Annotated in this window: 25 protein-coding genes and 1 riboswitch; of the genes, 14 read left to right on the forward strand and 11 right to left on the reverse strand. The window is 56.5% G+C overall.

Annotated features, from left to right (window positions below; genetic code table 11):
• Window positions 1-56 precede the first annotated feature (56 nt).
• The 5 genes from galM to modE form a co-directional block, all read right to left on the reverse strand.
• Window positions 57-1,091 carry a galactose-1-epimerase gene (galM, locus tag EPIR_RS06220; RefSeq protein ID WP_023654468.1) on the reverse strand — a complete coding sequence of 345 codons (1,035 nt, stop codon included), beginning with the start codon at window positions 1,089-1,091 and terminating at the stop codon, window positions 57-59.
• Entirely contained in the window at window positions 1,085-2,233 is a 1,149-nt protein-coding gene (galK, locus tag EPIR_RS06225) for a galactokinase (protein WP_023654469.1), read from the reverse strand. Before galK ends, galM begins: the two co-directional genes overlap by 7 nt.
• Window positions 2,230-3,282 carry a galactose-1-phosphate uridylyltransferase gene (gene galT, locus EPIR_RS06230; protein ID WP_023654470.1) on the reverse strand — a complete coding sequence of 351 codons (1,053 nt, stop codon included), beginning with the start codon at window positions 3,280-3,282 and terminating at the stop codon, window positions 2,230-2,232. The genes galK and galT overlap by 4 nt, the downstream gene beginning before the upstream one ends.
• Window positions 3,283-3,534: 252 nt before the next feature.
• Window positions 3,535-5,004 carry a molybdate ABC transporter ATP-binding protein ModF gene (gene modF, locus EPIR_RS06235; protein WP_048697044.1) on the reverse strand — a complete coding sequence of 490 codons (1,470 nt, stop codon included), beginning with the start codon at window positions 5,002-5,004 and terminating at the stop codon, window positions 3,535-3,537.
• A gap of 74 nt (window positions 5,005-5,078) precedes the next feature.
• The gene (gene modE / locus EPIR_RS06240; RefSeq protein WP_023654472.1) at window positions 5,079-5,858 is read right to left on the reverse strand and encodes a molybdenum-dependent transcriptional regulator; all 780 of its coding nucleotides are present in this window, start codon (window positions 5,856-5,858) and stop codon (window positions 5,079-5,081) included.
• A 152-nt stretch (window positions 5,859-6,010) separates the two neighbouring features.
• Here modE and EPIR_RS18135 point away from each other — a divergent pair, with 152 nt between their 5' ends.
• The 4 genes from EPIR_RS18135 (at window position 6,011) to modC (ending at window position 8,847) form a co-directional block, all read left to right on the forward strand.
• Window positions 6,011-6,175 carry an AcrZ family multidrug efflux pump-associated protein gene (locus EPIR_RS18135; protein WP_023654473.1) on the forward strand — a complete coding sequence of 55 codons (165 nt, stop codon included), beginning with the start codon at window positions 6,011-6,013 and terminating at the stop codon, window positions 6,173-6,175.
• A gap of 154 nt (window positions 6,176-6,329) precedes the next feature.
• On the forward strand, window positions 6,330-7,103 hold the full coding sequence (gene modA, locus EPIR_RS06250) for a molybdate ABC transporter substrate-binding protein (RefSeq protein WP_023654474.1): 774 nt from the start codon (window positions 6,330-6,332) through the stop codon (window positions 7,101-7,103).
• Window positions 7,100-7,789, forward strand: a complete 690-nt coding sequence (gene modB / locus EPIR_RS06255; RefSeq protein WP_023654475.1) for a molybdate ABC transporter permease subunit — start codon at window positions 7,100-7,102, stop codon at window positions 7,787-7,789. Before modA ends, modB begins: the two co-directional genes overlap by 4 nt.
• A complete protein-coding gene (gene modC / locus EPIR_RS06260) occupies window positions 7,789-8,847 on the forward strand; it encodes a molybdenum ABC transporter ATP-binding protein ModC (protein ID WP_023654476.1) in 1,059 nt (352 codons plus the stop codon). The genes modB and modC overlap by 1 nt, the downstream gene beginning before the upstream one ends.
• 31 nt (window positions 8,848-8,878) lie before the next feature.
• On the opposite strand, the gene EPIR_RS06265 is transcribed toward modC, so the two are convergent.
• On the reverse strand, window positions 8,879-9,697 hold the full coding sequence (locus EPIR_RS06265) for a pyridoxal phosphatase (RefSeq protein WP_023654477.1): 819 nt from the start codon (window positions 9,695-9,697) through the stop codon (window positions 8,879-8,881).
• Window positions 9,698-9,834: 137 nt separating this feature from the next.
• On the opposite strand from EPIR_RS06265, the gene pgl reads away from it, so the two are divergent.
• Complete coding sequence (gene pgl / locus EPIR_RS06270; RefSeq protein WP_023654478.1) at window positions 9,835-10,827, forward strand: 6-phosphogluconolactonase; 993 nt, start codon at window positions 9,835-9,837, stop codon at window positions 10,825-10,827.
• Window positions 10,828-10,906: 79 nt separating this feature from the next.
• On the opposite strand, the gene EPIR_RS06275 is transcribed toward pgl, so the two are convergent.
• From EPIR_RS06275 to bioA, 3 genes are all read right to left on the reverse strand, one after another.
• A complete protein-coding gene (locus EPIR_RS06275) occupies window positions 10,907-11,383 on the reverse strand; it encodes a kinase inhibitor (protein WP_023654479.1) in 477 nt (158 codons plus the stop codon).
• Window positions 11,384-11,423: 40 nt separating this feature from the next.
• Entirely contained in the window at window positions 11,424-12,479 is a 1,056-nt protein-coding gene (locus EPIR_RS06280) for an NADP-dependent oxidoreductase (protein ID WP_023654480.1), read from the reverse strand.
• An 83-nt stretch (window positions 12,480-12,562) separates the two neighbouring features.
• The gene (bioA, locus tag EPIR_RS06285) at window positions 12,563-13,849 is read right to left on the reverse strand and encodes an adenosylmethionine--8-amino-7-oxononanoate transaminase (protein ID WP_023654481.1); all 1,287 of its coding nucleotides are present in this window, start codon (window positions 13,847-13,849) and stop codon (window positions 12,563-12,565) included.
• Window positions 13,850-13,937: 88 nt separating this feature from the next.
• Here bioA and bioB point away from each other — a divergent pair, with 88 nt between their 5' ends.
• The 4 genes from bioB to bioD are packed head-to-tail and all read left to right on the forward strand — an operon-like array spanning window position 13,938 to window position 17,517.
• A complete protein-coding gene (gene bioB, locus EPIR_RS06290) occupies window positions 13,938-14,969 on the forward strand; it encodes a biotin synthase BioB (RefSeq protein ID WP_023654482.1) in 1,032 nt (343 codons plus the stop codon).
• Complete coding sequence (gene bioF, locus EPIR_RS06295; RefSeq protein ID WP_023654483.1) at window positions 14,969-16,123, forward strand: 8-amino-7-oxononanoate synthase; 1,155 nt, start codon at window positions 14,969-14,971, stop codon at window positions 16,121-16,123. The genes bioB and bioF overlap by 1 nt, the downstream gene beginning before the upstream one ends.
• Window positions 16,104-16,856, forward strand: coding sequence for a malonyl-ACP O-methyltransferase BioC (gene bioC, locus EPIR_RS06300; RefSeq protein WP_023654484.1), 753 nt, complete (start codon window positions 16,104-16,106; stop codon window positions 16,854-16,856). The genes bioF and bioC overlap by 20 nt, the downstream gene beginning before the upstream one ends.
• Complete coding sequence (gene bioD, locus EPIR_RS06305) at window positions 16,849-17,517, forward strand: dethiobiotin synthase (protein WP_023654485.1); 669 nt, start codon at window positions 16,849-16,851, stop codon at window positions 17,515-17,517. Before bioC ends, bioD begins: the two co-directional genes overlap by 8 nt.
• Window positions 17,518-17,580: 63 nt before the next feature.
• Here bioD and EPIR_RS06310 read toward each other — a convergent pair whose 3' ends face one another.
• Window positions 17,581-18,297, reverse strand: a complete 717-nt coding sequence (locus EPIR_RS06310; RefSeq protein WP_023654486.1) for an ABC transporter ATP-binding protein — start codon at window positions 18,295-18,297, stop codon at window positions 17,581-17,583.
• A gap of 925 nt (window positions 18,298-19,222) precedes the next feature.
• Between EPIR_RS06310 and uvrB the strand changes: the two genes are divergently transcribed.
• Window positions 19,223-21,247, forward strand: coding sequence for an excinuclease ABC subunit UvrB (gene uvrB / locus EPIR_RS06315; RefSeq protein ID WP_023654488.1), 2,025 nt, complete (start codon window positions 19,223-19,225; stop codon window positions 21,245-21,247).
• A 49-nt stretch (window positions 21,248-21,296) separates the two neighbouring features.
• Here uvrB and EPIR_RS06320 read toward each other — a convergent pair whose 3' ends face one another.
• Window positions 21,297-22,205, reverse strand: a complete 909-nt coding sequence (locus tag EPIR_RS06320; RefSeq protein ID WP_048697047.1) for a gluconeogenesis factor YvcK family protein — start codon at window positions 22,203-22,205, stop codon at window positions 21,297-21,299.
• A 164-nt stretch (window positions 22,206-22,369) separates the two neighbouring features.
• A riboswitch (molybdenum cofactor riboswitch) is annotated at window positions 22,370-22,505 on the forward strand.
• Here EPIR_RS06320 and moaA point away from each other — a divergent pair.
• From moaA to moaD, 4 genes are all read left to right on the forward strand, one after another.
• Window positions 22,493-23,482: a GTP 3',8-cyclase MoaA gene (gene moaA, locus EPIR_RS06325; protein WP_167337184.1), complete on the forward strand. Its 990-nt coding sequence runs from the start codon at window positions 22,493-22,495 to the stop codon at window positions 23,480-23,482. It overlaps the preceding riboswitch by 13 nt.
• A gap of 15 nt (window positions 23,483-23,497) precedes the next feature.
• Window positions 23,498-24,013: a molybdenum cofactor biosynthesis protein B gene (gene moaB / locus EPIR_RS06330; protein WP_023654491.1), complete on the forward strand. Its 516-nt coding sequence runs from the start codon at window positions 23,498-23,500 to the stop codon at window positions 24,011-24,013.
• 1 nt (window position 24,014) lies between these two features.
• Entirely contained in the window at window positions 24,015-24,500 is a 486-nt protein-coding gene (moaC, locus tag EPIR_RS06335) for a cyclic pyranopterin monophosphate synthase MoaC (RefSeq protein ID WP_023654492.1), read from the forward strand.
• Window positions 24,493-24,738: a molybdopterin synthase sulfur carrier subunit gene (moaD, locus tag EPIR_RS06340; RefSeq protein ID WP_023654493.1), complete on the forward strand. Its 246-nt coding sequence runs from the start codon at window positions 24,493-24,495 to the stop codon at window positions 24,736-24,738. The genes moaC and moaD overlap by 8 nt, the downstream gene beginning before the upstream one ends.

Consider the following 24,738-nt stretch of genomic DNA (forward strand, 5'->3'; position numbering starts at 1 on the left):
TGAATTCTTTGCTACACGTAAGCCCGTAACGTGGGCGATGCGTGTTTTTCATGCGCTTAATCAAGCGCCGTCAGCTTATAGCGCGTCACTGACTGATACGATTCACCCGGCTGTAGCCAGCAGTCAGGCTGCGGCCATTCTGGATGGTTAGGCGAATCGGGCAAGAATTCGCTCTCCAGTGCAATGCCCTGATAAGCGCTGTAAACCCCTCCGTCGCGTGCCGGGGTCCCTGCCAGGTGGTTACCGGTATACAGCTGTAAAGCCGGTGCGCGTGTAAACACATCAAGTTTTAATTTGCTATCGGCAGACCAAAGGGTAGCGGCAGCTAAAGCGCCATCGGTGTTTAACAAGAATGCGTGATCGAATCCCTGCACTTTACGCTGGTCGTCGTCCTGCAAAAAATCCCGTGCCACTTTTTTTGCCCGGCGAAAATCGAAGCTGGTGCCGTCTACGGCGGTTAAGGCGGCGTCCGGGATCCCTTCGCTGTCAACGGGCAGATACCGATCTGCATCGATCATCAGACGATGCTGGCGAGCATCACCCTGTATGCCATCCAGATTGAAATAGGCGTGATTAGTCAGACTAACCGGACAGGGTTTATCCACCACGGCATGATAAATAATCGACAGTGAATTATCGTCATCAAGACGGTAGCGCAGCGACACCCGCAGCGTGCCGGGGAATCCCTGATCGCCATCTGCTGATTCGAGATGATACTCAACCTGGTTATCGCTCTGGTTGACAATCTTCCAGCGGCGCAGGTGAAAGCCGTCAGCGCCGCCGTGAAGCTGATGTTTGCCCTGGTTGGCCAGTAGCGGGATGATGGTGCCGTTGCTGTTCAGCTGTGCGTTGGCAATGCGGTTGGCATAGCGTCCCACGGTTGCGCCGAGATAAGCCGACTGGTGTGCATAGTCTGCTGGCGAAGCACAGCCCAACAGCGCTTCGCGTACGCTGCCATCTCCCATTGGCACACGAGCCGAGAGCCATGTCGCTCCCCGATCCATAAAGGTGGCGACCATGCCGTTGCGGTTGCGCAAGGTGGTGAGGTGCCAGTCTGGCCCTTCAGTGACAGATGAGTCAGGGGTTAGCATAGACCGGCTCCTGCTGATGCCGTACAAACATAAAAAGTCTCTTTGAGACCGGATGTCGCCTGATACTGTTGCTCGACGGCGGCCTTGACGCTGGCGACCTGATCACGCGGCATCAGGGCAACAACACAGCCGCCAAAGCCGCCGCCGGTCATGCGCACACCGCCACGTTCTCCGAGGCTGGTTTTGACAATATCCACCAGCATATCCACCGCCGGTACGGTGATTTCGAAGTCATCACGCATTGACGCGTGTGATTCAGCCATTAGTACCGCCAGACGCGACAGATCGCCGCGCGCCAGCACGTCGGCAGCCTCCAGCGTGCGGGCGTTTTCCGTCAGGACGTGACGCACGCGTTTAGCAACCAGTGGGTCTAGCTCATTTTCACGCGCGGCAAATTCCGCCAGCTCAACGTCACGCAGTGATGATTTACCAAAGAAATGCGCCCCGGCTTCACACTGCTGGCGGCGCGTATTGTATTCGCTGCCCACCAGGTTGCGTTTGAAGTTGGTGTTGATGATCACCACCGCAATATTGGCTGGCATCGGCACCGCCCGCGTGTCGAGGGTGCGGCAATCGAGCAGCATCGCGCTGTCTTTCTCACCCATAGCCGAAATCATCTGATCCATAATGCCGCAGTTACAGCCAACGAACTGATTTTCAGCCTGCTGGCCGTTGAGGGCAATATCGGCTCCGTCGAGCGGCAGCTGATAGAGCTGTCGGAACACGCTACCCACCGCCACTTCCAGCGAAGCCGACGAACTTAATCCTGCCCCTTGCGGCACATTACCGCTGATAACCATATCCATGCCGCTAAAGTCATCCGTGCGCTGTTGCAAATATTTCACCACGCCGCGCACATAGTTTGACCACAGCTGCTGCGGATGGCGCTCGATGGGTTCATCCAGCGAGAATATATCCTGCTGGTTATCGTAGTCAGCGGCGATCGCCCGCACCTGGCGGTCACTGCGTTTCGCACAGGCAATAACCGTCTGATAATCGATGGCGCAGGGCAGCACGAAACCATCGTTATAATCGGTATGTTCACCGATTAGGTTGACGCGGCCCGGGGCCTGAACGATATGGGTCGGGGCATAGCCGAATGCGTAGCTGAAGATTTGCTGGGTGGTGGTCTGTAAACTCATGCTTGCGTTCCCGCCTCACGGAAATGAATATCGCTGACGCCGCGCAGCCGTTCTGCTGCCTGCTCTGCGGTTAAATCACGTTGGGTTTCAGCCAGCATTTCATAGCCGACCATAAATTTACGCACCGTCGCCGAGCGCAGTAGCGGCGGATAGAAATGGGCGTGTAGCTGCCAGTGAGCGTGGGTATCGTCATTAAAGGGCGCGCCGTGCCAGCCCATTGAATAGGGGAAAGAGCACTGAAACAGATTGTCATAACGACTGGTGAGCTTTTTCAATGCCAGAGCCAGATCGTCGCGCTGCCCTTCACTCAGGTCGGTCAGGCGCTTAACGTGCGCTTTTGGCAGCAGCAGCGTTTCAAAAGGCCATGCCGCCCACCACGGGACGACTGCCAGCCAGTGTTCGGTTTCGACCACCGTACGGCTGCCGTCTTGCAGTTCGCGCGTCGTATAATCAACCAACATCGGCGTGCCGTTCTTCGCGTAATAAGCGCGTTGCAGATCGTCTTCACGCTGTGCCTCGTTCGGCAAGAAGCTGTTTGCCCAGACCTGACCGTGCGGATGGGGGTTGGAGCAGCCCATTGCCGCGCCTTTATTCTCAAACACCTGTACCCAGGGGTAATGCTGACCTAAATCGGCGGTCTGCTGTTGCCAGGTTTTTATCACCTCAATGAGCCCATCCAGCGCCAGCTCCGGCAGCGTTTTACTGTGATCGGGCGAAAAACAGATCACTCTGCTGGTGCCACGTGCGCTTTCGCAGCGCATGAGCAGATCGTCGCTATGCGGGGCATCGGGCGTGTCGGTCATCAGCGCGGCAAAGTCGTTGGTGAAGACATAAGTGCTGGTGTAATCGGGGTTTTTATCCCCGGTGACCCGCGTATTTCCCGGACAAAGAAAGCAATCGGCGTCATGGGCAGGCAGCTTTTCCAGTGCAGGCGTCTCCTGCGCACCCTGCCAGGGGCGTTTGGCCCGATGAGGGGAAACCAGAATCCACTGATCGGACAACGGGTTATAGCGGCGATGAGGGTGATCGGCCGGGTTGAATGTCTGCATGATATGTCCTGATATTTTTTTTATGCTTTATGAACGACAGAGAAAAAATAGCATATTTTAAGGGTTAAAAGCGTGATCGAGTCTGATTAAATGGAATCGCTTACACAAGGTAAAAAATCCTGGCCGTCCACTATGGTGAGGAATTTCAGCAAGCTCTCTGGCAAGAGAGAAATATTTATTGGAAACGATTACACAGCGCGATAAGGACCTTATCGCGCTACCAGGCGGCAGGGCGTTTGTTCTGTGGCTGGCTTACAGGCTCTGCTGCAAATAGCGGTATGCTTCCCCGTCAGGGATAAAACTTAATCGATGGGTGATACAGCGCGGCGCATCCTCCGCATGGTGGGAGACAAAGAGCAGCTGGGTACGGCTTTCGCCGATCAGCACATCAATAAAGCGGCGTACCAACAGGCGGTTTAACGGGTCCAGCCCCTGTAACGGTTCATCGAGGATCAGCAGCGCCGGGTGTTTCACCAGCGCACGGGCAATAAGAACCAGACGCTGTTGTCCCCATGACAGGTCATGGAACGGGGAATCGGCCATCGCGCCACTGATGCCAAGCAGTTTCAGCCACTGGCTGGCCAGCATCCGCTGGCGGTCTGATACTGCCTGGTAAAGCCCAATCGAATCGAAATAGCCGGATATCACCACGTTACGTACGCTGCTGCTGACGCGGTAATCAAGGTGCAGGCTGCTGCTGACATAGCCAATATGTTGCTTGATATCCCAGATGGTTTCTCCGCTGCCGCGACGACGGCCGAACAGGGTTAAATCGTTACTGTACCCCTGGGGATGATCGCCGGTTATCAGGCTGAGCAGGGTGGATTTTCCAGCGCCGTTGGGGCCGACAATCTGCCAGTGTTGGCCGCGATCCACCTGCCAGCTAAGCTGATGCAAGATGGGCCGATCGTCGTAAGACACCAAGCCATTGCGCAGGACAATCAGCGGGGCATCTTCTGCCAATGCCGGCATGGCGTTGATATCGTCGGCTTCTGGTAGCGCCATGCTGGCCAGTGATTCACCGTGTGCCAATTGCGCCACCAGGGCTTCGGCAAGAATAGCCTGGCGTTCACCGCACTGGGAAAGATGACACTCAGCCAGGACGCCAACCCGATCGATAAAAGCGGGAATATCATCAAAGCGGTTCAGCACCAGCACCAGCGTGATCCCCTGATGTTGCAGACTGTGCAAAACCTCGGCGAGAGCGGTGCGTGAGGCGACATCCAGCCCGTCGAAGGGCTCATCAAGGATCAACAGGTCGGGCTGCACCATAAGTGCCTGGCATAGCAGGGTTTTACGGGTCTCCCCGGTCGAAAGATACTTAAAGCGGCGCGTCAACAGGTGCCCGATGCCGAACAGCGCGGCCAGCTGCTGACAGCGTGACGGGTCTTTGACTTCTTCCTGAATCACTTCACTGACGATAAAACCCGTATCGTCCTCGTCAGCGCTAAGCATATCGGTATTGTTACGCTGCCACTCATCCTCAACCCGTTGTTGTAACTGCTCCAGGGAGAGACGCCACGGGCGCTGAAACCGGTTGACGAGGCTGCCCGCCACGGGCGGCAGTTCGCCAGACAGGGCGCGCGCCAGCGAGGATTTACCGCTGCCATTCGCGCCAACAAAAGCCCAGCTCTCGCCAGACTGAACCATCAGTTCATTGAGATTAAGCGTGCGGGTATCGCTCGGGTGAAAGACACCCTGCGTGATATGCAACATTGACATCATTCATTCCCTTATAGGTATCGCAAAGTCATTAAGGGCTTCGCGCCATCCGCTGTCAAATAGCAGGGACGGACTCAGAGCAGCGTAGCGATGATAACGCGATCGGCATTAAAAAATGCTGTAACGGCGGTTCCCTGCTGGAGATCCTCTCGGGCAATAAGCTGATTCTCTACCGTGGCGCACAGCGTTGTTCCTCCCCCGACGGCAATCAGCACTTCACTGTGCGTTTCCCCCCGGTCAATTTGACTGATGATGCCGGGCAGCTGGTTATCCGCCTGCACTGCGCCACGGGTGACGTTAACCCACGGGGCTTTGATCAGCACCAGCACCTCTTTACCTGACTCCAGCTGCAGCCGGTCGGCACTTTGTTCGGTCAGGGCAACCCGAATTTGCGTGATGCGGTCAGCCAACAGGACGGTGACCTGTTGCTGTACCGGCTGAAAATTGCGCTCGATCAGAGTGCCGGACAGCTGATTGCGTGCGCTGGTTTGCAATGAAAGGCGGGCGATGGCCGCTAACAGGGTGCCGGGTTGGTCGTCATCCTGCAAAACGTCAAAGGCCCTTTGCTGGATTTGCTCAAGCAGCTCGTACAGCTGGATCAGGCGCTCACCAAAGGGGGTGACAACGGCACCGCCGCCGCCTTTGCCGCCGGTAGCGCGTTCTACCAGCGTTCGATCGGCCAGCTGATTCATCTCACTGACGGCATCCCAGGCACTTTTATAGCTGATGCCCGCCAATTTGGCTCCCCGGCTGATGGAGCCGCTCTCTTTCACCTGACGCAGCAGTTCGATGCGGCGCGGATCGGCAAACAGCCGCTGCTGTAGTTTCAGGATCAGGGCAATTTCAGCCTGCATAAGCGCTCCGGGGATAAATTAAGCAAAGGTTAATTGTAACAGCTGGCGGCAGTGGGAGGGGGTGAAATAATTGCTTGAGAAGGCACAAAAGGTCAGTGCATTGTGAGACACTGGCGTTACAATAAACTTTTGTTCAGCAAGATGAGGTTTCCATGCTGGAGTTACTGAAAGGCCTTGCGATAGCCATTTTGATGGTGCCGGTCGTGATGGCGATTATTCTTGGCCTGATCTGGGGATTGGGTGAGGTATTCAACGTTATTTCCAAATTTGGTCATCGTGACGACCAGTCGGCAAAGAAAAGCCCTTCTGCCCGCTAAATCTCACCCCCTATTTTCTACGCCCGGCTATACCGGGCGTTGTTTTTTCTGCTGCCGTTAACTTTTTTCTCACCGCTGCCGATATTAACGGTAACGGCTCTTTGATACATCGTTATAGTATAGTTTATACAACGAGCCTCACTGGAGAATAAACATGTCTGCGAAATGGAGCCACTGGCTGGCTGCTACCGGTATCAGTCTGAGTATGGGCGGCCATGCGCTGGCGTCAGAAAATGTGACGGTGTTTGCCGCTGCTTCTTTGACCAATGCCTTACAGGATATCGCCAGCCAGTACGAGCAGGGGAAAGCGGTGAAGATTGTCTCTTCGTTTGCCTCCTCTTCAACGCTGGCCCGCCAGATAGAGCAGGGCGCTCCGGCAGATATCTTTATCTCTGCCGACCAGCAGTGGATGGATTATGCTGCCGGTAAGGACGCCATCGACACCCGCAGCCGCGTCACGTTGTTGGGTAACGATTTGGTGCTGATAGCGCCAACGGAGGCTCATCCGCAGCCGGTCAGTATCAGTAAAAGCACCGACTGGAACAGCCTGCTGAAAGGTCAGCGTCTCGCGGTCGGCGATCCCGATCATGTTCCAGCGGGCATTTATGCTAAAGAAGCGCTGGAAAAACTCGGTGCATGGCAGCAACTTTCGCCGCAAATGGCACGCAGTAACAGCGTGCGTGCCGCGCTGGCGCTGGTGGAGCGCGATGAAACCCCGTATGGCATCGTATATGGTTCCGATGCGGTGGCGAGTAAAAAGGTCACGGTGGTTGGCGTATTCCCGCCGGACAGCCACAAACCGGTGGAGTATCCGCTGGCACTGGTCAAAGGTCATAACAATGCCAGCGCGAGTGCTTTCTATCAGTATCTGAAAGGGCCGCAGGCTGCGGTGATTTTCAAACAATATGGATTTGCCACGCAGAAATGATCCTCAGTGACCCCGAATGGCAGGCGGTGATGTTAAGCCTGAAAGTCTCCTTTGTGGCGGTGGCCTGTAGTCTGCCGCTGGGGATCCTGATGGCTTGGATCCTCGTGCGCTGTCAGTTTCGCGGTAAAACCCTGCTCGACAGCGTTGTCCATCTGCCGCTGGTGCTGCCGCCGGTGGCGATCGGCTATCTGCTGCTGCTCGGATTCGGGCGACGCGGGGTCATTGGCGAATATCTTTATGACTGGTTCGGCTTTACCTTTGCCTTTAGCTGGCGCGGTGCGGCATTAGCCTCAGCGGTGATCGCCTTTCCGCTGATGGTACGTGCTATCCGCCTGGCGCTGGAAGCGGTGGACAGCAAACTGGAGCAGGCGGCGCGTACCCTGGGAGCCGGGCGCTGGCGGGTATTTTTCACCATTACGCTGCCGCTGACGTTGCCGGGGATTATCGCCGGAACGGTGCTGGCGTTTGCCCGTTCACTGGGTGAGTTCGGCGCCACTATCACTTTTGTCTCCAATATTCCGGGCGAGACCCGCACCTTGCCTTCCGCCATGTATACGCTGATTGAAACTCCCGGCGCGGAGGGCGCGGCGGCACGCCTTTGTGTGATGGCCATCGTGCTGGCGCTGGCTTCGCTACTCGTTTCCGAATGGCTGACCCGTTGGGGTTGTAAGCGGCTGGGGCTCTAATGCTGGAACTCGATTTCACTCAACAACAGGGCGACCATCGCCTGACGATCAAGGCCTCGCTGCCCGCTAGCGGAGTCACTGCCATCTTTGGCGTTTCCGGTGCCGGTAAAACCTCACTGATTAACGCCATTGCCGGGCTTAGCGTGCCGCAGCAGGGTAGCATTACGTTAAACGGGCGAGCGCTAAGCGATACCGCCAGCGGTACGTGGCTGCCTGCGGAGAAACGACGTATTGGCTATGTCTTTCAGGACGCACGCCTGTTCCCGCACTATCGGGTGCGCGGCAATCTGCACTATGGCATGGCGACATCAATGCGTGCGCAGTTTGCTGACGTGGTGCAGATGCTGGGGATTGACGCGCTGCTGGATCGTTTCCCGTGGACGTTATCCGGCGGCGAAAAACAGCGCGTGGCGATAGGTCGTGCGCTGCTCACCGCGCCGGAGGTGTTGCTGATGGATGAGCCGCTGGCCTCGCTCGATCTGCCCCGCAAGCGCGAGCTGTTAGCCTGGCTACAAACGCTGGCGCGTCAGGTAAAAACACCGATCCTCTATGTCAGTCATAGTCTGGATGAGCTGCTGCACCTGGCCGATAACGTGATGGTGCTTGATCAGGGCACGGTAAAGGCGTTTGGCCCGCTGGAGAAAGTCTGGGCCAGCAGCGCGATGCGCCCGTGGTTAGCAGGCAGCGACCGCAGCAGTATTTTACGTGTACAGGTGCTGAAACAGCATCCCTATTACGAAATGACCGCGCTGTCACTGGGCGACCAGCATATCTGGGTCAACCGCGTGCAGGCACCGCCGAATACGCCGCTACGCATTCGCATTCAGTCGGCAGACGTTTCGCTGGTGTTGAAGTTGCCGGTTAGCAGCAGCATCCGTAATGTGATCCCGGCGCGAGTCGATGAACTGCTGGAAATTGACAATCAGGTTGAAGTGAAACTGCTGGTGGGGCAAAGCGAGCTGTGGGCGCGTATTACCCCCTGGGCGCGTGATGAGCTGATGATCAGGCCAAATATGTGGCTGTTTGCCCAGATCAAAAGCGTATCGATTACCACCTGACTCACCGCGCAGGGGCGTCAGGTGGCAAAGGCTAAAGAACCTCTTGGTAAATCGTTTCGGCGATGCCGGGTTCCAGGTTGCTACCGATAACGCGATGCGCCCTGTCCTTGATCGCCTGGTCCGCATTACCCATTGCCACGCCGAGACCCACGGTCTCCAGCATGCTGAGATCGTTATAGTTATCGCCAAAAGCGATCACTTCGCTCATCTGGTAACCGTTAGCCGCCACCCACTGGGCCAGGCGTTTGCCTTTGCTGTTACCGGCTTTGGCAATATCAACCTGATCGTGCCAGGACCATTCACAGGCCAGCCCCATTTCTGTCTCCACGCGTGAGGCAAACTGCCGTAACGCGTCGGTATCTGCGTGGGCGAGGGCAAATTTCCAGATGGATTGCGCATCACGTGCCGCGTCTGCCAGGCTGTCGACCTGCAAAAACGTCGGGCGCTGTGCCTGTGGCAGGGACTGTGCCCGGTTAAGGGTGCGGGTAACATGGCCCATCTCGGTTTGGTAGAGCATCGCATTATCGACATACAGCAGGCCGTTAATGCCCGCTTCGTCGAGCATCTCTGCTACCCGCAGCGTTTGCGCCAGCGGTAGCGGATCGGATTCCAACACCGTTTTTGTCTGATAATCATACGAATAAGTGCCATTACAGCAAATTGCAGGTGTATCCAGCGCCAGTGCCTGATAAAAAGGATGGATAGCAACATGATGACGACCGGTCACGATAAGGATTTTAATCCCTGCCTGCTGCGCTTTCTTCAGCGCGTCCAGTGACTGGGGCAGAATGGTTTTGTCAGGGGTTAACAGCGTGCCGTCCAGATCGAGGGCGATGATACGATAGCTCATAACAGTTTCCGTGACGCAAAAGAGTCAATAAGTGTACACCTTGTGACGCCTGTGACAAAACGGGTGGTGCAATCGTTCGACGATAGTGGCGGGAATTCGCCACTCTTCTGATTTTCTGTTCAGAACAAGGAGCATTCATGAAACAAGTTGTTTATACCGCCAGCCCAGAGAGCCAGCAGATCCACGTCTGGCAGCTGAATGATGAGGGCGCACTGACGCTGTTGCAGGTGGTGGATGCACCGGGCCAGGTGCAGCCGATGGTGGTCAGCCCGGATAAAGCCTTTCTCTATGTCGGCGCCCGCCCGGACTTTCGCGTGGTGGCGTACCAGATTGACGCTGAAGGTAAACTGAAAGAAGCAGGACATGCACCGTTACCGGGCAGCCCGACACATATTTCTACCGATCGTCACGGGCGTTTTATCTTCGTCGGTTCCTATAATGATGCCTGCGTTAGCGTCAGTCCGATTGGCGAAAATGGATTACCGGGCGAGCCGCTACAGGTGGTGAAAGGCTTGGACGGCTGTCATTCGGCCAATATCAATCCAGGCAATCAGACGCTGTTTGTTCCCGCGCTGAAGCAGGATCGTATCGCGCTGTTTAACCTGGACAATCAGGGCAAGCTGACGCCATGCTCACAGGCTGAAGTGAAAACCAGTACGGGTGCAGGCCCGCGTCATATGGCGTTTCATCCGAATCAGCGCTACGCCTACAGCGTCAATGAGCTGGACAGCAGCGTTGACGTCTGGGATATCAGCGGTGATGAAGTGAAAAAAGTGCAGTCGGTGGATGCGCTGCCGGAAGGATTCAGCGAGACACGCTGGGCGGCCGATATTCATATCACCCCGGACGGGCAACATCTTTACAGCTGCGATCGTACCGCCAGCAATATCACTATCTTTAGCATCAGCGCCGAGGGCAGCAGCCTGAAAGTTGAGGGTTATCAGCCGACCGAGACGCAGCCACGCGGTTTCAGTATTGACCACAGCGGTCAGTATCTGGTGGCGGCGGGGCAGAAATCCCATCATATTGAAGTGTACAAAATCAGCGCCGATCGCGGTTTATTGCATCCGCTGGCGCGTTACGCCGTCGGTCAGGGGCCAATGTGGGTGGTGATTAACAAGCTGGGGTAATCAACCCGCTTTGCCAGCCTGCTGGTGCTATGAGGGCGGAGCAGATAAACCGCCTTCATAAGCGGGTCAAATGTGACGGTCAGTTGTACATCGCGTTAATGGACGCGCTGGCCAGCACATGGAAATGCACATTAAAGCCCACCAGCGCACCGCTGGCGTGCTCATCAACGTCCAGGCTGTCAATATCCAGCGCATGAACGGTGAAGATATAGCGATGGCTTTCCCCTTTTGGCGGTGCCGCGCCGCCGTAGCCGGCGCTGCCGAAGTCGGTACGCGTCTGTAGGCTACCCGTCGGCAGTTCCGCTTTGCCTGACCCCGCGCCCTGCTCAAGCCTGCGCGTGTCGGCAGGCAGGTTGGCGACCACCCAGTGCCACCAGCCGGAACCGGTGGGGGCATCGGGATCGTAGCAGGTGACAACAAAACTTTTCGTGCCTGGCGGTACATCGTCCCAGGCGAGATGAGGTGAGAGATTATCGCCCTGCTGGCCCATCCCATTGAACACCTGGCGTTGCGGCAGTTTATCGCCGTCATTAAAATCCTGACTGGTGAGTTTCATTTTGACTCCGGTTGTGATTATTCCTTGTTGAAGCAACACATTAACGTTTTAACGCCGGCTTGTCTTGTGCCACGCGTACCACCATTTTGCCGAAATTTTTCCCTTCCAGCATACCGATTAACGCTTCTGGCGCATTCTCCAGCCCGTCGATAATATCTTCGCGGAAAACCAGGCGATCTTCGGCGACCCACCGGCTCATTTGGCGGAAAAACTCGTCAAAGCGCTGGCCGTAATCTTGGTTGATAATAAAGCCCTGAATGCGCAGACGTTTACGCAAAATGGCGCTTTGCAGCAGCGGCAGGCGATCGGGGCCATCAGTGACGCCGGTACTGTTGTAGTCGGCGATCAGACCGCACACCGGAATACGCCCTTTGGTATTCATCAGCGGCAGTACGCTGTTAAATACCTTACCGCCAACGCTTTCAAAATAAACATCAATGCCGTCGGCGCAGTGGCGGCTTAGCTGCTCTGCCAGATTATCATCGCGGTGATCGAGGCAGCGATCAAAGCCCAGCTGTTGTTCGGCATAACGACACTTCTCCGTGCCTCCGGCAATACCCACCACATGGCAGCCCTTCAGTTTGGCGATCTGCCCCACCAGCGAACCCACTGCTCCCGTGGCGGCAGCCACTACCACCGTCTCACCCGGCTGCGGATTGCCGATATCCAGCAGTCCCATATAGGCGGTAAATCCCGGCATGCCCAGCATGCCCAGCGCCCATGACGGATGCTCAAGCACCGGGCCGCTAAGTTTAATCAGATCGCGCCCGTCCGACAGAGCGAAATCCTGCCAGCCGCTGCCGCTGACAACCCAGTCGCCAACGCAAAAATCGGGATGTTCAGATTGCTCAACCACCGCCACCGTGCCGCCGCACATCACCTCGTTCAGCGCCACCGGCGGGACATAAGAAGGGGCATCGCTCATGCGTCCGCGCATATAGGGATCGAGCGACAGCCAGACGGTGCGCAGCAGTACCTGGCCGTCTGCGGGTTCAGGCACTCGCTGTGACTCAAAGCGGAAATTGGCGGCAGTGGGTGAGCCGTGTGGGCGCGAATCCAGCAGTAGCCGGCGATTAGTCTGTTTATCTTGTGGCATATTCCCCTCCGGGACGTATTGACTACGGTAAACCAGCTAAAAGCGTAGTGCATCATGCCAGCCGCTGCCTGGTAGCATGGGCGCTAACTGAACAACTCGGGGTGGGCGATAGCCGCGCTAACGGCATCGGTTAACTGCCGCAACGCCTGCGGCGTAATGACATACGGCGGCATCAGGTAAATCAGCCTGCCAAATGGCCGGATCCATACCCCGTGTTCGACGAAGAACTGCTGCATCGCCGCCTGCGCCACAGGTCGCTGCGCTTCCACCACGCCGATAGCCCCCAGCACGCGAACATCCGCGACTCCCGGCTGCGCACGCAACGGCAGCAGCGCCGCGCGTAGCTGTTTTTCAATCGCCGTCACCTGTCCCTGCCAGCGGTTCTCCTGGAGCAGTGCCAGACTCTCGCTGGCGACGGCGCAGGCCAGCGGATTACCCATAAACGTTGGGCCATGCATAAAGCAGCCCGCCGTGCCGTTGCTGATGGTGTCGGCGACATGGCGGGTGGTTAAGGTGGCAGAGAGCGTCATGGTGCCGCCGGTCAGCGCCTTGCCTACGCAGAGAATATCGGGGCTGATGGCCGCGTGCTCACAGGCAAACAACCTGCCGGTGCGACCAAACCCGGTGGCTATCTCATCGGCTATCAGCAGCAGCTGATAGCGGTCGCAGAGTGCGCGTACCCGTTGCAGATAGCGCGGATGGTAAAAGCGCATCCCGCCCGCGCCCTGCACGATCGGTTCAAGGATCACCGCCGTCAGTGAGCGGTGATGTTGGCTTATCAGCTGCTCAATGGCGTCAGCGTCACTTTCCTGCCATTCGTCATCAAAGCGGCAGCCTGGGGCAGGCGCGAACAGATGTTCGGGCAGATAGCCCTGATACAGGCTGTGCATCGAGTTTTGCGGGTCGCACACCGACATCGCGGCAAAAGTATCGCCATGATAGCCGTGACGCAGCGTGAGAAAACGCTGCCGTTTTTCACCGCGCGCCTGCCAGTATTGCAGCGCCATTTTCATCGCCACTTCCACCGCAACGGAACCCGAATCAGCAAGGAACACACACTCCAGCGGAGCAGGCGTCATCGCCACCAGCTTGCGGCACAGCGCCACCGCCGCCGGATGGGTAATCCCGCCAAACATCACATGCGACATCTGCGTTAACTGGTTCTGCAACGCCTGATTAAGGCGCGGATGGTTGTAACCGTGGATGGCGGCCCACCAGGAAGACATGCCGTCCACCAGCTGGCGGCCATCAGCCAGCTGGAGCGAGGTTCCCTGAGCGGAAACCATCGGGTAGCAGGGCAGTGGTGCGCTCATCGAGGTATAGGGGTGCCAAATATGGTCACGGTCAAAGGCAAGATCGTCCGGGGTCATAAAATCACTTGTAAACCAAAAATAAAAAAATTAGTTTACAAGTATAACCAGGCCGTACAGACAATTGACAGATTTTTTGGAGCAAGCAATGGCAACACGTTGGACTCTTTCACAGGCGCAGGCGCTGTTTGAAAAGCCTTTTCTCGAACTGATGTTCGAAGCCCAGCAGATACACCGTCAGCATTTTGACCCGCGCCAGGTGCAGGTCAGCACGTTGCTGTCGATCAAAACCGGGGCCTGTCCGGAAGACTGTAAATACTGCCCGCAAAGCGCCCGTTATAAAACCGGGCTGGAATCGGAGCGCCTGATGGAGGTGGAAGAGGTGCTCAGTTCGGCGCGTAAGGCTAAAGCCGCCGGATCGGGCCGTTTTTGCATGGGGGCCGCATGGAAAAATCCTCACGAGCGCGATATGCCGTATCTGGAAAAAATGGTGCAGGGGGTGAAGGCGATGGGGATGGAAACCTGCATGACGCTGGGTTCGCTCAGTCAGCAGCAGGCGCAGCGGCTGGCACATGCCGGACTGGATTACTACAACCACAACCTCGATACCTCGCCGGAGTTTTACGGCAGCATCATCACCACGCGCAGCTATCAGGAGCGTCTTGATACGCTGGGTGAGGTGCGTGAGGCGGGAATCAAAGTCTGTTCCGGCGGTATTGTCGGACTGGGCGAGACGGTGCAGGACCGCGCCGGGCTGCTGGTGCAGCTGGCAAACCTGCCGGAGCCGCCGGAGAGCGTACCGATTAATATGCTGGTCAAGGTGAAAGGCACGCCGATGGCCGATAATGACGACGTCGACCCGTTTGACTTTGTGCGCACCATCGCAGTAGCACGCATTATGATGCCGAAATCCCACGTGCGGCTTTCCGCCGGACGAGAGCAGATGAGCGAGCAGACCCAGGCGATGTGCTTTATGGCCGGGGCCAACTCCATTTTTTACGGCTGCAAACTGCTGACCACCCCCAATCCGGAAGAGGATAAAGACCTGCTGCTGTTCCGTAAGCTGGGGCTTAATCCACAGCACGGCACCACGCAATCCGGGGATAACGCGCAGCAGCAGGCGCTGGCCGCTCAGCTACTCAGTGCCGATACTGAACAGTTTTACAACGCGGCGCTGTAATGGCCTGGTCACAGCGTATTGAACAGGCGCTCGCCAGGCGCCGCCTGAACGGACAGTATCGCCAGCGTCACGCCACCCAGCAGGCAGATGCCCGCACGTTGAGCGTGGCAGGGCGTGATTACCTCAATTTTTCCGCTAACGATTACCTGGGGCTTAGCCACGACAGGCGCATTATCAGCGCCTGGCAGCAGGGGGCGGAGCGCTATGGCGTGGGTGCCGGAGGATCGGCGCATGTGACGGGTTACCGTGCCCCACAGGAGGAGCTGGAACAGCGGCTGGCCAGCTGGCTTGGCTACCGGCGGGCGCTGCTGTTTATCTCCGGGTTTGCCGCCAATCAGGCGGTTATCGCGGCGATGATGGCAAAAAATGACCGTATCTTCGCTGATAAGCTGTGCCACGCATCGCTACTGGAGGCCGCCAGCCTGAGTCCGGCCACGCTGCGCCGCTTCAGCCATAACCAGCCGTCTGCGCTGGCAAGACTGCTGGCAGCGGAAGGCGACGGAGAAACGCTGGTGGTGACGGAAGGGGTGTTCAGCATGGACGGCGATCGAGCTCCGCTAAAGTCGCTTCACCAGCTTGCTCAGACGAACGATGGCTGGCTGCTGGTGGATGATGCGCACGGCGTGGGCGTTTGTGGCGAGCAGGGGCGCGGCAGCTGCTGGCAGCAGGGCGTACAGCCTGAACTGCTGATTGTCACCTTTGGTAAAGCGTTTGGCGTCAGCGGCGCGGCGCTGCTGTGCAGTGACGATACGGCGGAATATCTGTTGCAGTTTGCCCGTCACCTGATTTACAGCACCGCCATGCCGCCCGCACAGGCCTGTGCCATTCAGGCCGCCTTAGGCTGCATTCAAAACGGCGACGAGTTGCGTCAGCAGCTGGAGGCGAATATCACCCGCTTTCGTCAGGGCGCGCGCGGGCTGCGCTGGCAGCTGGCGTTGTCTGACAGCGCTATTCAGCCACTTATCGTTGGTGATGAGCCGAAGGCGCTAAGGCTGGCCCAGCGGCTGCGGGTGAGCGGGTGCTGGGTGAGTGCCATCCGGCCACCAACCGTGCCGCCCGGCACGTCGCGCTTGCGTATTACGCTAAGCGCAGCCCACCGGGAGAGTGATATTGACCGCTTACTGGAGGCGCTGTATGCAACAGACGGTGAATAAACAGGCGATAGCGGCAGCTTTTGGCCGTGCCGCCGGCAGCTACAATCAGCATGCCGAGTTGCAGCGCCAGTGTGGCGAGCGGCTGCTGGCCTATGCTCGCCCCGGCGACGCGCTACGGGTGCTTGACGCTGGCTGTGGCACCGGCTGGTTCAGCCAGCGCTGGCGATCGGATGGTCATCGGGTTACCGCGCTCGATCTGTCAGAAAAAATGTTGCAGCAGGCGCGAGATAATCAGGTGGCGGATTGCTATCAGATCGGTGACATCGAAGCGCTGCCCTTCGCCGACGCCAGTTTTGACCGCTGCTGGAGCAATCTGGCCGTCCAGTGGTGCAGCGACCTGCCGCAGGCGCTGCGTGAACTGCGGCGCGTCACCAGGCCGGGTGGGCAGGTGCTGTTTTCCACCCTGACGGAGGGATCGCTGCACGAAGTCAGTGCGGCCTGGCAGCACCTCGGGCGCAGCGCACCGCTCAACCATTTTGCCAGCCTGCCGGTGATTGACCAGGCGGCAGACGGTATGACGCTGGCAAGCTATACGCTGACACAGGCATTCCCTGACGTGCTCAGCGCGCTGCGTTCTCTGAAAGGGATCGGCGCAACCCATCTGCATCAGGGGCGTTCACATAGCATGATGAGTCGGCGCGATGTGCAGCTGCTGGAGCAGGTATGGCGGCGCGATGCGCGCGGCTGCCTGTTAAGTTATCAACTGGTATCAGGAGTGATTGAGTGTGAGTAAACGTTGGTTTGTCACCGGAACCGATACGGAAGTGGGGAAAACCGTCGCCAGCTGTGCGTTACTGCAAGCGGCAAAGGCGGCAGGTTACCGCTGTGCAGGCTATAAGCCGGTGGCTTCTGGCTGTGAGGTCACCGCGCAAGGATTGCGTAATGAGGATGCGCTGGCATTACAGAAGTACAGCAGCGTGCGCTTGCCGTACGAGATGGTCAATCCGCTGGCCTTTGCCGAGCCGACATCACCGCATATTATCAGTGCCGAGGAGCAGCGGCCGATTACCGCCTGCCAGCTTTCTGCCGGACTGGAGGCCGTCGCGGGGCAGGCTGACTGGGTGTTGACCGAAGGAGCAGGAGGATGGTTTACGCCGCTTTCCGCCAGTTTCACCTTCGCTGACTGGGTGGTACAACAGCAGCTGCCGGTGATCCTGGTGGTAGGGGTGAAACTGGGATGTATTAACCATGCGCTGCTGACCGCACAGGCGGTGCTCTCCAGCGGCCTGCCGCTGGCAGGCTGGATAGCTAACGGGATCCAGCCTGCTGGCAGACGGCACCACGAATATCTGGCTACGCTCCATGCGCGTATTCCAGCCCCGTGTCTTGGTGAGATCCCCCATCTGACGTGGCCGGATCGCGACGATATCGGGCAGTACATGACCTTACCATAGTGCTCTTCAGCCGACAGGAGCGAGACGGTTCCTGTCGGCGACGCGGTGCGCATAGCCGCTGTATCATACCGCCAACCACGTATTGACCACGCTGTCATCGAGCAGCGCCACTTTACCGTGAGCCACATTACGCCCGCGATGCAGCAACAGAAAATAGTCAGCAACGCGGCGGATAAACGACAGTCGCTGTTCCAGCAGCAGGATGGTCATACCGAAATCATGATTCAGACAGTGGATCAGATCCCCCATCTTTTCTTCCAGCCAGGATGACATACCTTCCGTAGGTTCATCCAGGATCAGCAGACTCGGCTGCAATACCAGCGCACGCGCCAGCGCCAGCTGCTGCTGCTGGTCGATAGGCAGTTCGCCGCTGCGCTGATGGCGCAGTGACCAGAGCCCCGGAAACAGGTCAAAAACCATGTTTGGGATGGCCCGATGGCGTGTGATACCGGCTCCGGCCAACAGGGCGATCTGCAAATTCTCCTCAACGCTCATCTGAGTGAAAATGTGTCGCCGCTGCGGTACGTAACCTATGCCGAGTGCGGCACGCGTTTCCACCGGTTGTAACAGCAGATCCTGTGGCGGGCCGCTGGTGCCCTGCCAGGTCATGGAGCCGCTGTTGATCGGCAGATGTCCCATGATGCAGTTCACCAGCGTGGTTTTCCCCATGCCCTGCTGCCCAATAATACCGGTGCAGGTGCCGGGTTCGAGTTGCAAATCGACGTCCCACAAAATGTGGTTTTGTCCGTAAAACTGATTGACTGAGCGTAAACTGAGCATCTGACACTCTCCTCCAGAAAGTTTTAGATCGCAGCTGTTTTGCTTACGCTCTTTGTCGTATGGCAAACAGTCCGGCGTTCCGTTAAGAACCCCTGCTGCTTTATGCTTTGTTGCTAAGGTGTTGTAAAAGCATGTGGCACCGGGCAAATATCTAACGATTAATAAATGCAATTAACGGGCCAGATTTGAATGGAGGTGAAGCTTGCAGCAGAACGGCTGGTTTCGCGGGTGATTAGTGAGAGATGCTAAACTATTCAGGTGGGTAAATAGCCCTTTGCACCGAATCTGTGCTTTTCTCTTATCCCTCGTGGTGCAAATGCGATATAAAATACCATTGACATTGTTTACGCCGCTACGACAACAAAAATGCGCCACCACCGGATGAAAATGCCTATCTTCTCGCCGGTAATGCGTACCTGATACGTAAAAAAAAAAGACAAAAAAAATATTTAACCGTCTTAACCGTACGTGGGGACTCTTTATACACATCAGACGCCTCAAGCGTTGAAAACAGTTATCCACTATTCCTGTGGATAACCTTGTGCATTAGGGTGTGAAAACCTGCGCAATGCGAGAGCGGACGCGGCCTGGCGGCGGGTTGCTGCGAAACTCGACTTTCATTAAGAGTGATTAAAAATCAATTAGTTAATTAAAATCAATAAGCCATATCACATTGAATCCATTGGCAGTGGCTTTTGTGTCAGTGCTATTGACAAATGTTAAAATCTCAAACTCTCTGGGGATAACCTTTTTGCATATCCTGCGTACCGAGAGACGTAAAGTGCGGCAAAAGAACATCATTGCTGTCGAATGTGGCATCATGAAATAAAGCTGTGATTATATCCAGTGTTTTTTGCTGGCAAAATCGTCAATGACGAGTAAAATAAGATCCGGTTCGTATCCTTCTTCATCAGGTAGCCTGTTAATGAGCAAAGTTTTCAAACTCAATTCCGAATTTAAACCCGCCGGCGATCAGCCGGAGGCTATCCGTCGCCTGGAAGAGGGGCTTGAAGATGGCCTGGCACATCAGACCCTGCTCGGCGTAACCGGGTCGGGAAAAACCTTTACCGTTGCTAACGTAATTGCCGATCTGAATCGCCCTACGATGGTGCTGGCACCGAACAAAACGCTGGCGGCGCAGTTGTACGGCGAAATGAAAGAGTTTTTTCCAGATAACGCGGTGGAGTATTTCGTCTCTTACTACGATTACTACCAGCCCGAAGCCTATGTTCCCAGTTCTGATACCTTTATTGAAAAAGATGCGTCGGTGAATGAACACATAGAGCAGATGCGTTTGTCGGCGACTAAAGCGCTGCTGGAGCGGCGTGACGTGGTGGTGGTAGCATCCGTTTCCGCTATCTACGGCCTCGGTGACCCCGATCTCTATCTGAAAATGATGCTGCACCTGACGCGCGGTATGGTGATAGATCAGCGCGCCATTTTGCGCCGCCTGGCGGAACTCCAATATGCGCGCAACGATCAGGCCTTTCAACGCGGGACATTCCGCGTGCGCGGTGAGGTGATTGATATCTTTCCGGCAGAGTCCGATGACTATGCGCTACGCGTCGAGCTGTTCGACGAAGAAGTGGAGCGGCTGTCCATTTTTGACCCGCTTACCGGCCAGATTGAGTCGGTGATCCCGCGTTACACCATCTATCCCAAGACTCACTATGTCACCCCGCGTGAGCGCATCCTACAGGCGATGGAAGAGATTAAAGATGAGCTGGCTGAAAGGAAAAAGGTGCTGCTGGAGAACAATAAGCTGTTGGAAGAGCAACGCCTGAGCCAGCGCACCCAGTTCGATCTCGAAATGATGAACGAGCTGGGCTACTGCTCCGGGATCGAAAACTACTCGCGCTATCTTTCCGGGCGCGGGCCGGGAGAAGCGCCGCCCACGCTGTTTGACTATCTGCCGGCCGACGGTCTGCTGGTGATTGACGAGTCCCACGTCACCATTCCACAGATTGGCGGCATGTACCGTGGCGACCGGGCGCGCAAAGAGACGCTGGTGGAATACGGTTTCCGCCTGCCGTCGGCGCTGGATAATCGCCCGATGAAATTTGAAGAGTTTGAGTCGCTGGCGCCACAGACTATCTACGTTTCCGCCACGCCGGGTAATTACGAACTGGAAAAATCAGGCGGCGAAGTAATCGATCAGGTAGTGCGTCCTACCGGTCTGCTCGATCCGATTGTTGAGGTGCGCCCGGTTGGCACTCAGGTGGACGATCTGCTCTCTGAAATCCGACAGCGTGTGGCGATTAACGAGCGCGTGCTGGTCACGGTACTGACCAAACGCATGGCGGAAGATTTAACCGAATATCTCACGGAGCACGGTGAAAGGGTGCGCTATCTGCACTCGGATATTGATACCGTAGAGCGCGTGGAAATCATTCGCGATCTGCGTCTCGGCAAGTTTGACGTGCTGGTGGGCATTAACCTGCTGCGTGAGGGCCTGGATATGCCCGAGGTCTCGCTGGTGGCGATCCTTGATGCGGATAAAGAGGGCTTCTTGCGTTCTGAACGTTCACTGATCCAGACCATTGGTCGTGCGGCGCGTAACCTGAACGGTAAGGCTATCCTTTATGGCGACAAGATTACCCCCTCAATGGCGCGCGCGATCGGTGAAACCGAGCGTCGCCGTGAGAAGCAGCAGCTGCACAATGAAGAACACGGCATTGTGCCACAGGGCCTGAACAAGAAAATCTCCGATATTCTTGAGCTGGGCCAGGGGCTGGCGAAGAACAAGGCCAAACCGCGTAACATGAAGGGGCGCAGCATTGTGGAAGACGATCCGGCTTATGTCGATCTCTCTCCACAGGGGCTGCAAAAGCGTATTCACCAGCTTGAAGCTCAGATGCAGCAGCACGCACAGAATCTGGAGTTTGAAGAAGCGGCGCAGGTTCGTGACCAGCTGCATCAGGTGCGTGAACTGTTTATCGCGGCATCATGACGGACCTGATGGCAGCACGAGATGGTTTATGCCGTGCTGCCAGAACTTATCAGCCCAGCGATTGTATTGCGTGCTCCAGCGCCAGACGCAGCAGTTGACGGTCATGGCGATAGGGCACATCTCCTGCTTCCAGCGGTTGCTGGATCACCAGACGTTGCTCTAGCCGGGTATGATCGGCGCAGGGGCCTAGCACCAGCGCATCAATAACCTGCTTTCCTATCACCTTTTCCATTATTTCCAGCTTGTCAGCAGTGGTCAGTCTGGCGGCCGCAGGACTCAGCTCTTTACCCAGATTACCGATAAATACCATTTTCGCCGGGGTGCGGCGCAGTGCCTGTGCCATTTCCGGCAGCAGTAAAACCGGCATCAGGCTGGTGTAAAAACTGCCCGGGCCGATCAGTATCAGATCCGCTTGACCAATTGCTTCTACCGCTTCACGCGTGGCAGACACCGAAGGGGAGAGCATCAGCTCCTCTGGCGGGCGCTCCATCAGGTCAATTTCCGTTTCTCCATAGATCAGCTGCCCGTCCAGATCGCGCGCCACCAGATCCACCGGTTGTTCGGACATCGGGATGAGAAATGCGTCAACCTTGAGCAGATTGCGGATCAAATTAATCGCTTCTAACGGCCGGACGCTGAGATGATCGAGTGCCTTCAACATCAGATTGCCAAGATTATGCCCTGCCAGTTCGCCATTACCGCTGAATCGGTATTCGAACATTGCTGATGCTATGCTGGGTTCAGCAATTAACTGATTAAGACAGTTGCGCATGTCTCCCCAGGCAATTCCCCCTTCGGAGCGGCGGATGCGCCCGGTGGAGCCGCCGTTATCCGTGGTGGTCACAATGCCGGTCAGGCGTGAACCCAGAGGTGAAAGGGAGGACATCACGCGGCCCAGTCCGTGTCCTCCCCCCAAAGCCACCACACGATCGAGGTCAGCTAAAGTGCGATTGCGCATTATTTTGTCCATGAGGTTATCAGCAGATTATCGCGATACATTTTACGCTATCTGGCGGGGAAAGTGCCGCGAAAATTCGCTATATATTAAAATGCATAGCGAAACTCTGTACTGGTAACAGCAAATCTTTAGCGTTAACATTCCCGTTACCACGGTTTGCCGATGTCGGCAGATCACACTAAAGCTCTGATACCTGTGTCCTGAAGGATATGGTGTCATGGCCGCAACCATTGAGTTGCCAGGGTGCAGAAAGAAATGCCTGCATCTCCCGTTTTGGAAAGGTGTCACTGGTGTCACAATTTACTGATAACTTCGCGCGCAGGTTCTATTATCTGCGTCTGTCGATCACCGACGTGTGTAACTTTCGTTGCACCTATTGTCTGCCTGACGGCTATCAGCCCCAGGGTACACAAAATAAAAGTTTTCTGACGCTGGATGAAATCCGGCGCGTCACCCGTGCATTCGCCGCAGCGGGAACGGAAAAGGTGCGTCTGACCGGTGGTGAACCGTCAATGCGCCGCGACTTTACCGAAATTATTGCGGCGGTGCGTGAAAATACCGCCATTCGCCAGCTGGCGTTGACCACTAACGGTTATCGCCTGCAACGCGAGGTGGCGCGCTGGCGTGCCGCCGGACTGACCGCGCTAAACGTCAGTATCGACAGCCTGGATGCCCGTCAGTTTCACGCTATCACCGGACAGGATAAATTCGATCTGGTGATGCGTGGCATTGATGCGGCCTTTGACGCTGGCTTCAGCAAGGTCAAGGTGAATACCGTGTTGATGCGTGACGTTAATCATCAAAGCCTTGATACCTTTCTTGCCTGGATCCGTGCCCGGCCGATCCAACTGCGCTTTATTGAGCTGATGGAAACCGGTGACGGCGGCGCGCTGTTTCGCCAACACCATATCTCTGGCACTGTTATCCGTGACCAACTGATTCAGCAGGGCTGGGTTTTGCAGGAGCGTGCGCGCAGCGATGGCCCGGCTCAGGTGTTCAGGCATGAAGACTATCAGGGGGAAATTGGCCTGATTATGCCTTACGAGAAAGAGTTCTGTGCCAGCTGTAATCGTCTGCGCGTCTCGGCCACGGGCAACCTGCATCTTTGTCTGTTCGGCGATGGCGGCGTGCCGCTAAGAGATCTGCTAGTGCATGACGGCCAGCAGTATGAGCTACAGGCGCGCATTGCTGCCAGCCTTGCGACGAAAAAACAGACGCATTTTTTGCATCAGGGCAATACCGGTATCACACAGAATCTCTCATTTATTGGCGGTTAAGCTAAGGACTCGATAATGGGCAAAAGTAGCTCGGATTTTATCCCTCTGAACGTGGCGTTGCTGACCGTCTCCGATCGTCACGATGCCGACAGCGACAGTTCCGGCAGCTATCTGCATGAGGCATTGATCGAGGCGGGGCATCAGGTGCTCGATCGTGCCATTGTTGCAGATAACCGCTACCGAATCCGCGCCGTGGTGTCCAGCTGGATTGCCAGCCGGGATGTGCAGGTGGTGTTGATCAACGGCGGCACCGGATTCAATGATAAAAACTCTACCCCGGAAGCGATCAGTCCATTGTTCGATCGTGAGGTTGAAGGATTCGGCGAACTGTTCCGTATGATTTCCTGGGAGGATATTGCCACCTCAACCCTGCAATCGCGCGCGCTGGCCGGTATCGCCAACGGCACGCTAATTTTTGCCGTTCCCGGGTCGACCGGGGCCTGCCAACTTGCCTGGGAGCGCATTATCCAGCACCAACTCGATTCGCGTACCCGCCCCTGTCATTTTGTCTCGCATTTGAAGAAACCGTAATATGTCCCAGCTCACTCACATAAATGCTGCCGGAGAGGCGCATATGGTGGATGTTTCCACCAAGCAGGAAAGCGTGCGCGAAGCGCGTGCAGAAGCGTTCGTGGTGATGCACCCGGAGACGCTACAGATGATTATTGACGGCAGCCATCATAAAGGTGACGTGTTTGCCACCGCGCGTATTGCCGGTATCCAGGCGGCAAAACGCACCTGGGAGCTGATCCCGCTGTGCCATCCGCTGCTGCTGAGCAAAGTTGAGGTCACGCTGGTCGCTGAACCCGAGCATCATCGGGTGCGTATCGAATCACTTTGCCGTCTGAGCGGTAAAACCGGGGTCGAAATGGAAGCGCTGACGGCGGCTTCGGTTGCCGCCCTGACGATTTACGATATGTGCAAAGCGGTGCAGAAAGACATCGTTATTGAGCAGTGCCGGTTGCTGAGTAAAAGCGGCGGTAAGTCAGGAGATTTCCAGGCGGTGCCTTATGATTAAGGTGCTGTTTTTTGCCCAGGTGCGTGAACTGGTCGCGACAGACTGCCTTGAAGTCACAGCAGAATATGCCGACGTTGAAATGCTGCGTCGCCAGCTGGCGGAGAAGGGAGATCGCTGGGCGCTGGCGCTGGAACCGGGTAAACTGCTGGCGGCAGTCAATCAGACGCTGGTGTCGCTTCAGCATCCGCTGCGCGCTGGTGATGAAGTGGCTTTCTTCCCGCCAGTAACCGGGGGTTAA

It is taken from the genome of Erwinia piriflorinigrans CFBP 5888 (genome assembly GCF_001050515.1).
GTDB classification, from domain to species: Bacteria; Pseudomonadota; Gammaproteobacteria; order Enterobacterales; family Enterobacteriaceae; genus Erwinia; species Erwinia piriflorinigrans.

What these genes read in the sequence shown, in the direction of transcription:
- bioF (WP_023654483.1), top strand. Translation starts at nt 14,969, where the DNA reads ATGGCCTGGTCACAGCGTATTGAACAGGCGCTCGCCAGGCGCCGCCTG.
- modE (WP_023654472.1), bottom strand. Translation starts at nt 5,858, where the DNA reads ATGCAGGCTGAAATTGCCCTGATCCTGAAACTACAGCAGCGGCTGTTT.
- moaB (WP_023654491.1), top strand. Translation starts at nt 23,498, where the DNA reads ATGGGCAAAAGTAGCTCGGATTTTATCCCTCTGAACGTGGCGTTGCTG.
- bioB (WP_023654482.1), top strand. Translation starts at nt 13,938, where the DNA reads ATGGCAACACGTTGGACTCTTTCACAGGCGCAGGCGCTGTTTGAAAAG.
- bioA (WP_023654481.1), bottom strand. Translation starts at nt 13,849, where the DNA reads ATGACCCCGGACGATCTTGCCTTTGACCGTGACCATATTTGGCACCCC.
- pgl (WP_023654478.1), top strand. Translation starts at nt 9,835, where the DNA reads ATGAAACAAGTTGTTTATACCGCCAGCCCAGAGAGCCAGCAGATCCAC.
- EPIR_RS06320 (WP_048697047.1), bottom strand. Translation starts at nt 22,205, where the DNA reads ATGCGCAATCGCACTTTAGCTGACCTCGATCGTGTGGTGGCTTTGGGG.
- EPIR_RS06310 (WP_023654486.1), bottom strand. Translation starts at nt 18,297, where the DNA reads ATGCTCAGTTTACGCTCAGTCAATCAGTTTTACGGACAAAACCACATT.
- EPIR_RS06280 (WP_023654480.1), bottom strand. Translation starts at nt 12,479, where the DNA reads ATGCCACAAGATAAACAGACTAATCGCCGGCTACTGCTGGATTCGCGC.
- modA (WP_023654474.1), top strand. Translation starts at nt 6,330, where the DNA reads ATGTCTGCGAAATGGAGCCACTGGCTGGCTGCTACCGGTATCAGTCTG.
- EPIR_RS06265 (WP_023654477.1), bottom strand. Translation starts at nt 9,697, where the DNA reads ATGAGCTATCGTATCATCGCCCTCGATCTGGACGGCACGCTGTTAACC.
- EPIR_RS18135 (WP_023654473.1), top strand. Translation starts at nt 6,011, where the DNA reads ATGCTGGAGTTACTGAAAGGCCTTGCGATAGCCATTTTGATGGTGCCG.
- modF (WP_048697044.1), bottom strand. Translation starts at nt 5,004, where the DNA reads ATGTCAATGTTGCATATCACGCAGGGTGTCTTTCACCCGAGCGATACC.
- uvrB (WP_023654488.1), top strand. Translation starts at nt 19,223, where the DNA reads ATGAGCAAAGTTTTCAAACTCAATTCCGAATTTAAACCCGCCGGCGAT.
- bioC (WP_023654484.1), top strand. Translation starts at nt 16,104, where the DNA reads ATGCAACAGACGGTGAATAAACAGGCGATAGCGGCAGCTTTTGGCCGT.
- galK (WP_023654469.1), bottom strand. Translation starts at nt 2,233, where the DNA reads ATGAGTTTACAGACCACCACCCAGCAAATCTTCAGCTACGCATTCGGC.
- moaC (WP_023654492.1), top strand. Translation starts at nt 24,015, where the DNA reads ATGTCCCAGCTCACTCACATAAATGCTGCCGGAGAGGCGCATATGGTG.
- EPIR_RS06275 (WP_023654479.1), bottom strand. Translation starts at nt 11,383, where the DNA reads ATGAAACTCACCAGTCAGGATTTTAATGACGGCGATAAACTGCCGCAA.
- moaD (WP_023654493.1), top strand. Translation starts at nt 24,493, where the DNA reads ATGATTAAGGTGCTGTTTTTTGCCCAGGTGCGTGAACTGGTCGCGACA.
- modB (WP_023654475.1), top strand. Translation starts at nt 7,100, where the DNA reads ATGATCCTCAGTGACCCCGAATGGCAGGCGGTGATGTTAAGCCTGAAA.
- galM (WP_023654468.1), bottom strand. Translation starts at nt 1,091, where the DNA reads ATGCTAACCCCTGACTCATCTGTCACTGAAGGGCCAGACTGGCACCTC.
- modC (WP_023654476.1), top strand. Translation starts at nt 7,789, where the DNA reads ATGCTGGAACTCGATTTCACTCAACAACAGGGCGACCATCGCCTGACG.
- galT (WP_023654470.1), bottom strand. Translation starts at nt 3,282, where the DNA reads ATGCAGACATTCAACCCGGCCGATCACCCTCATCGCCGCTATAACCCG.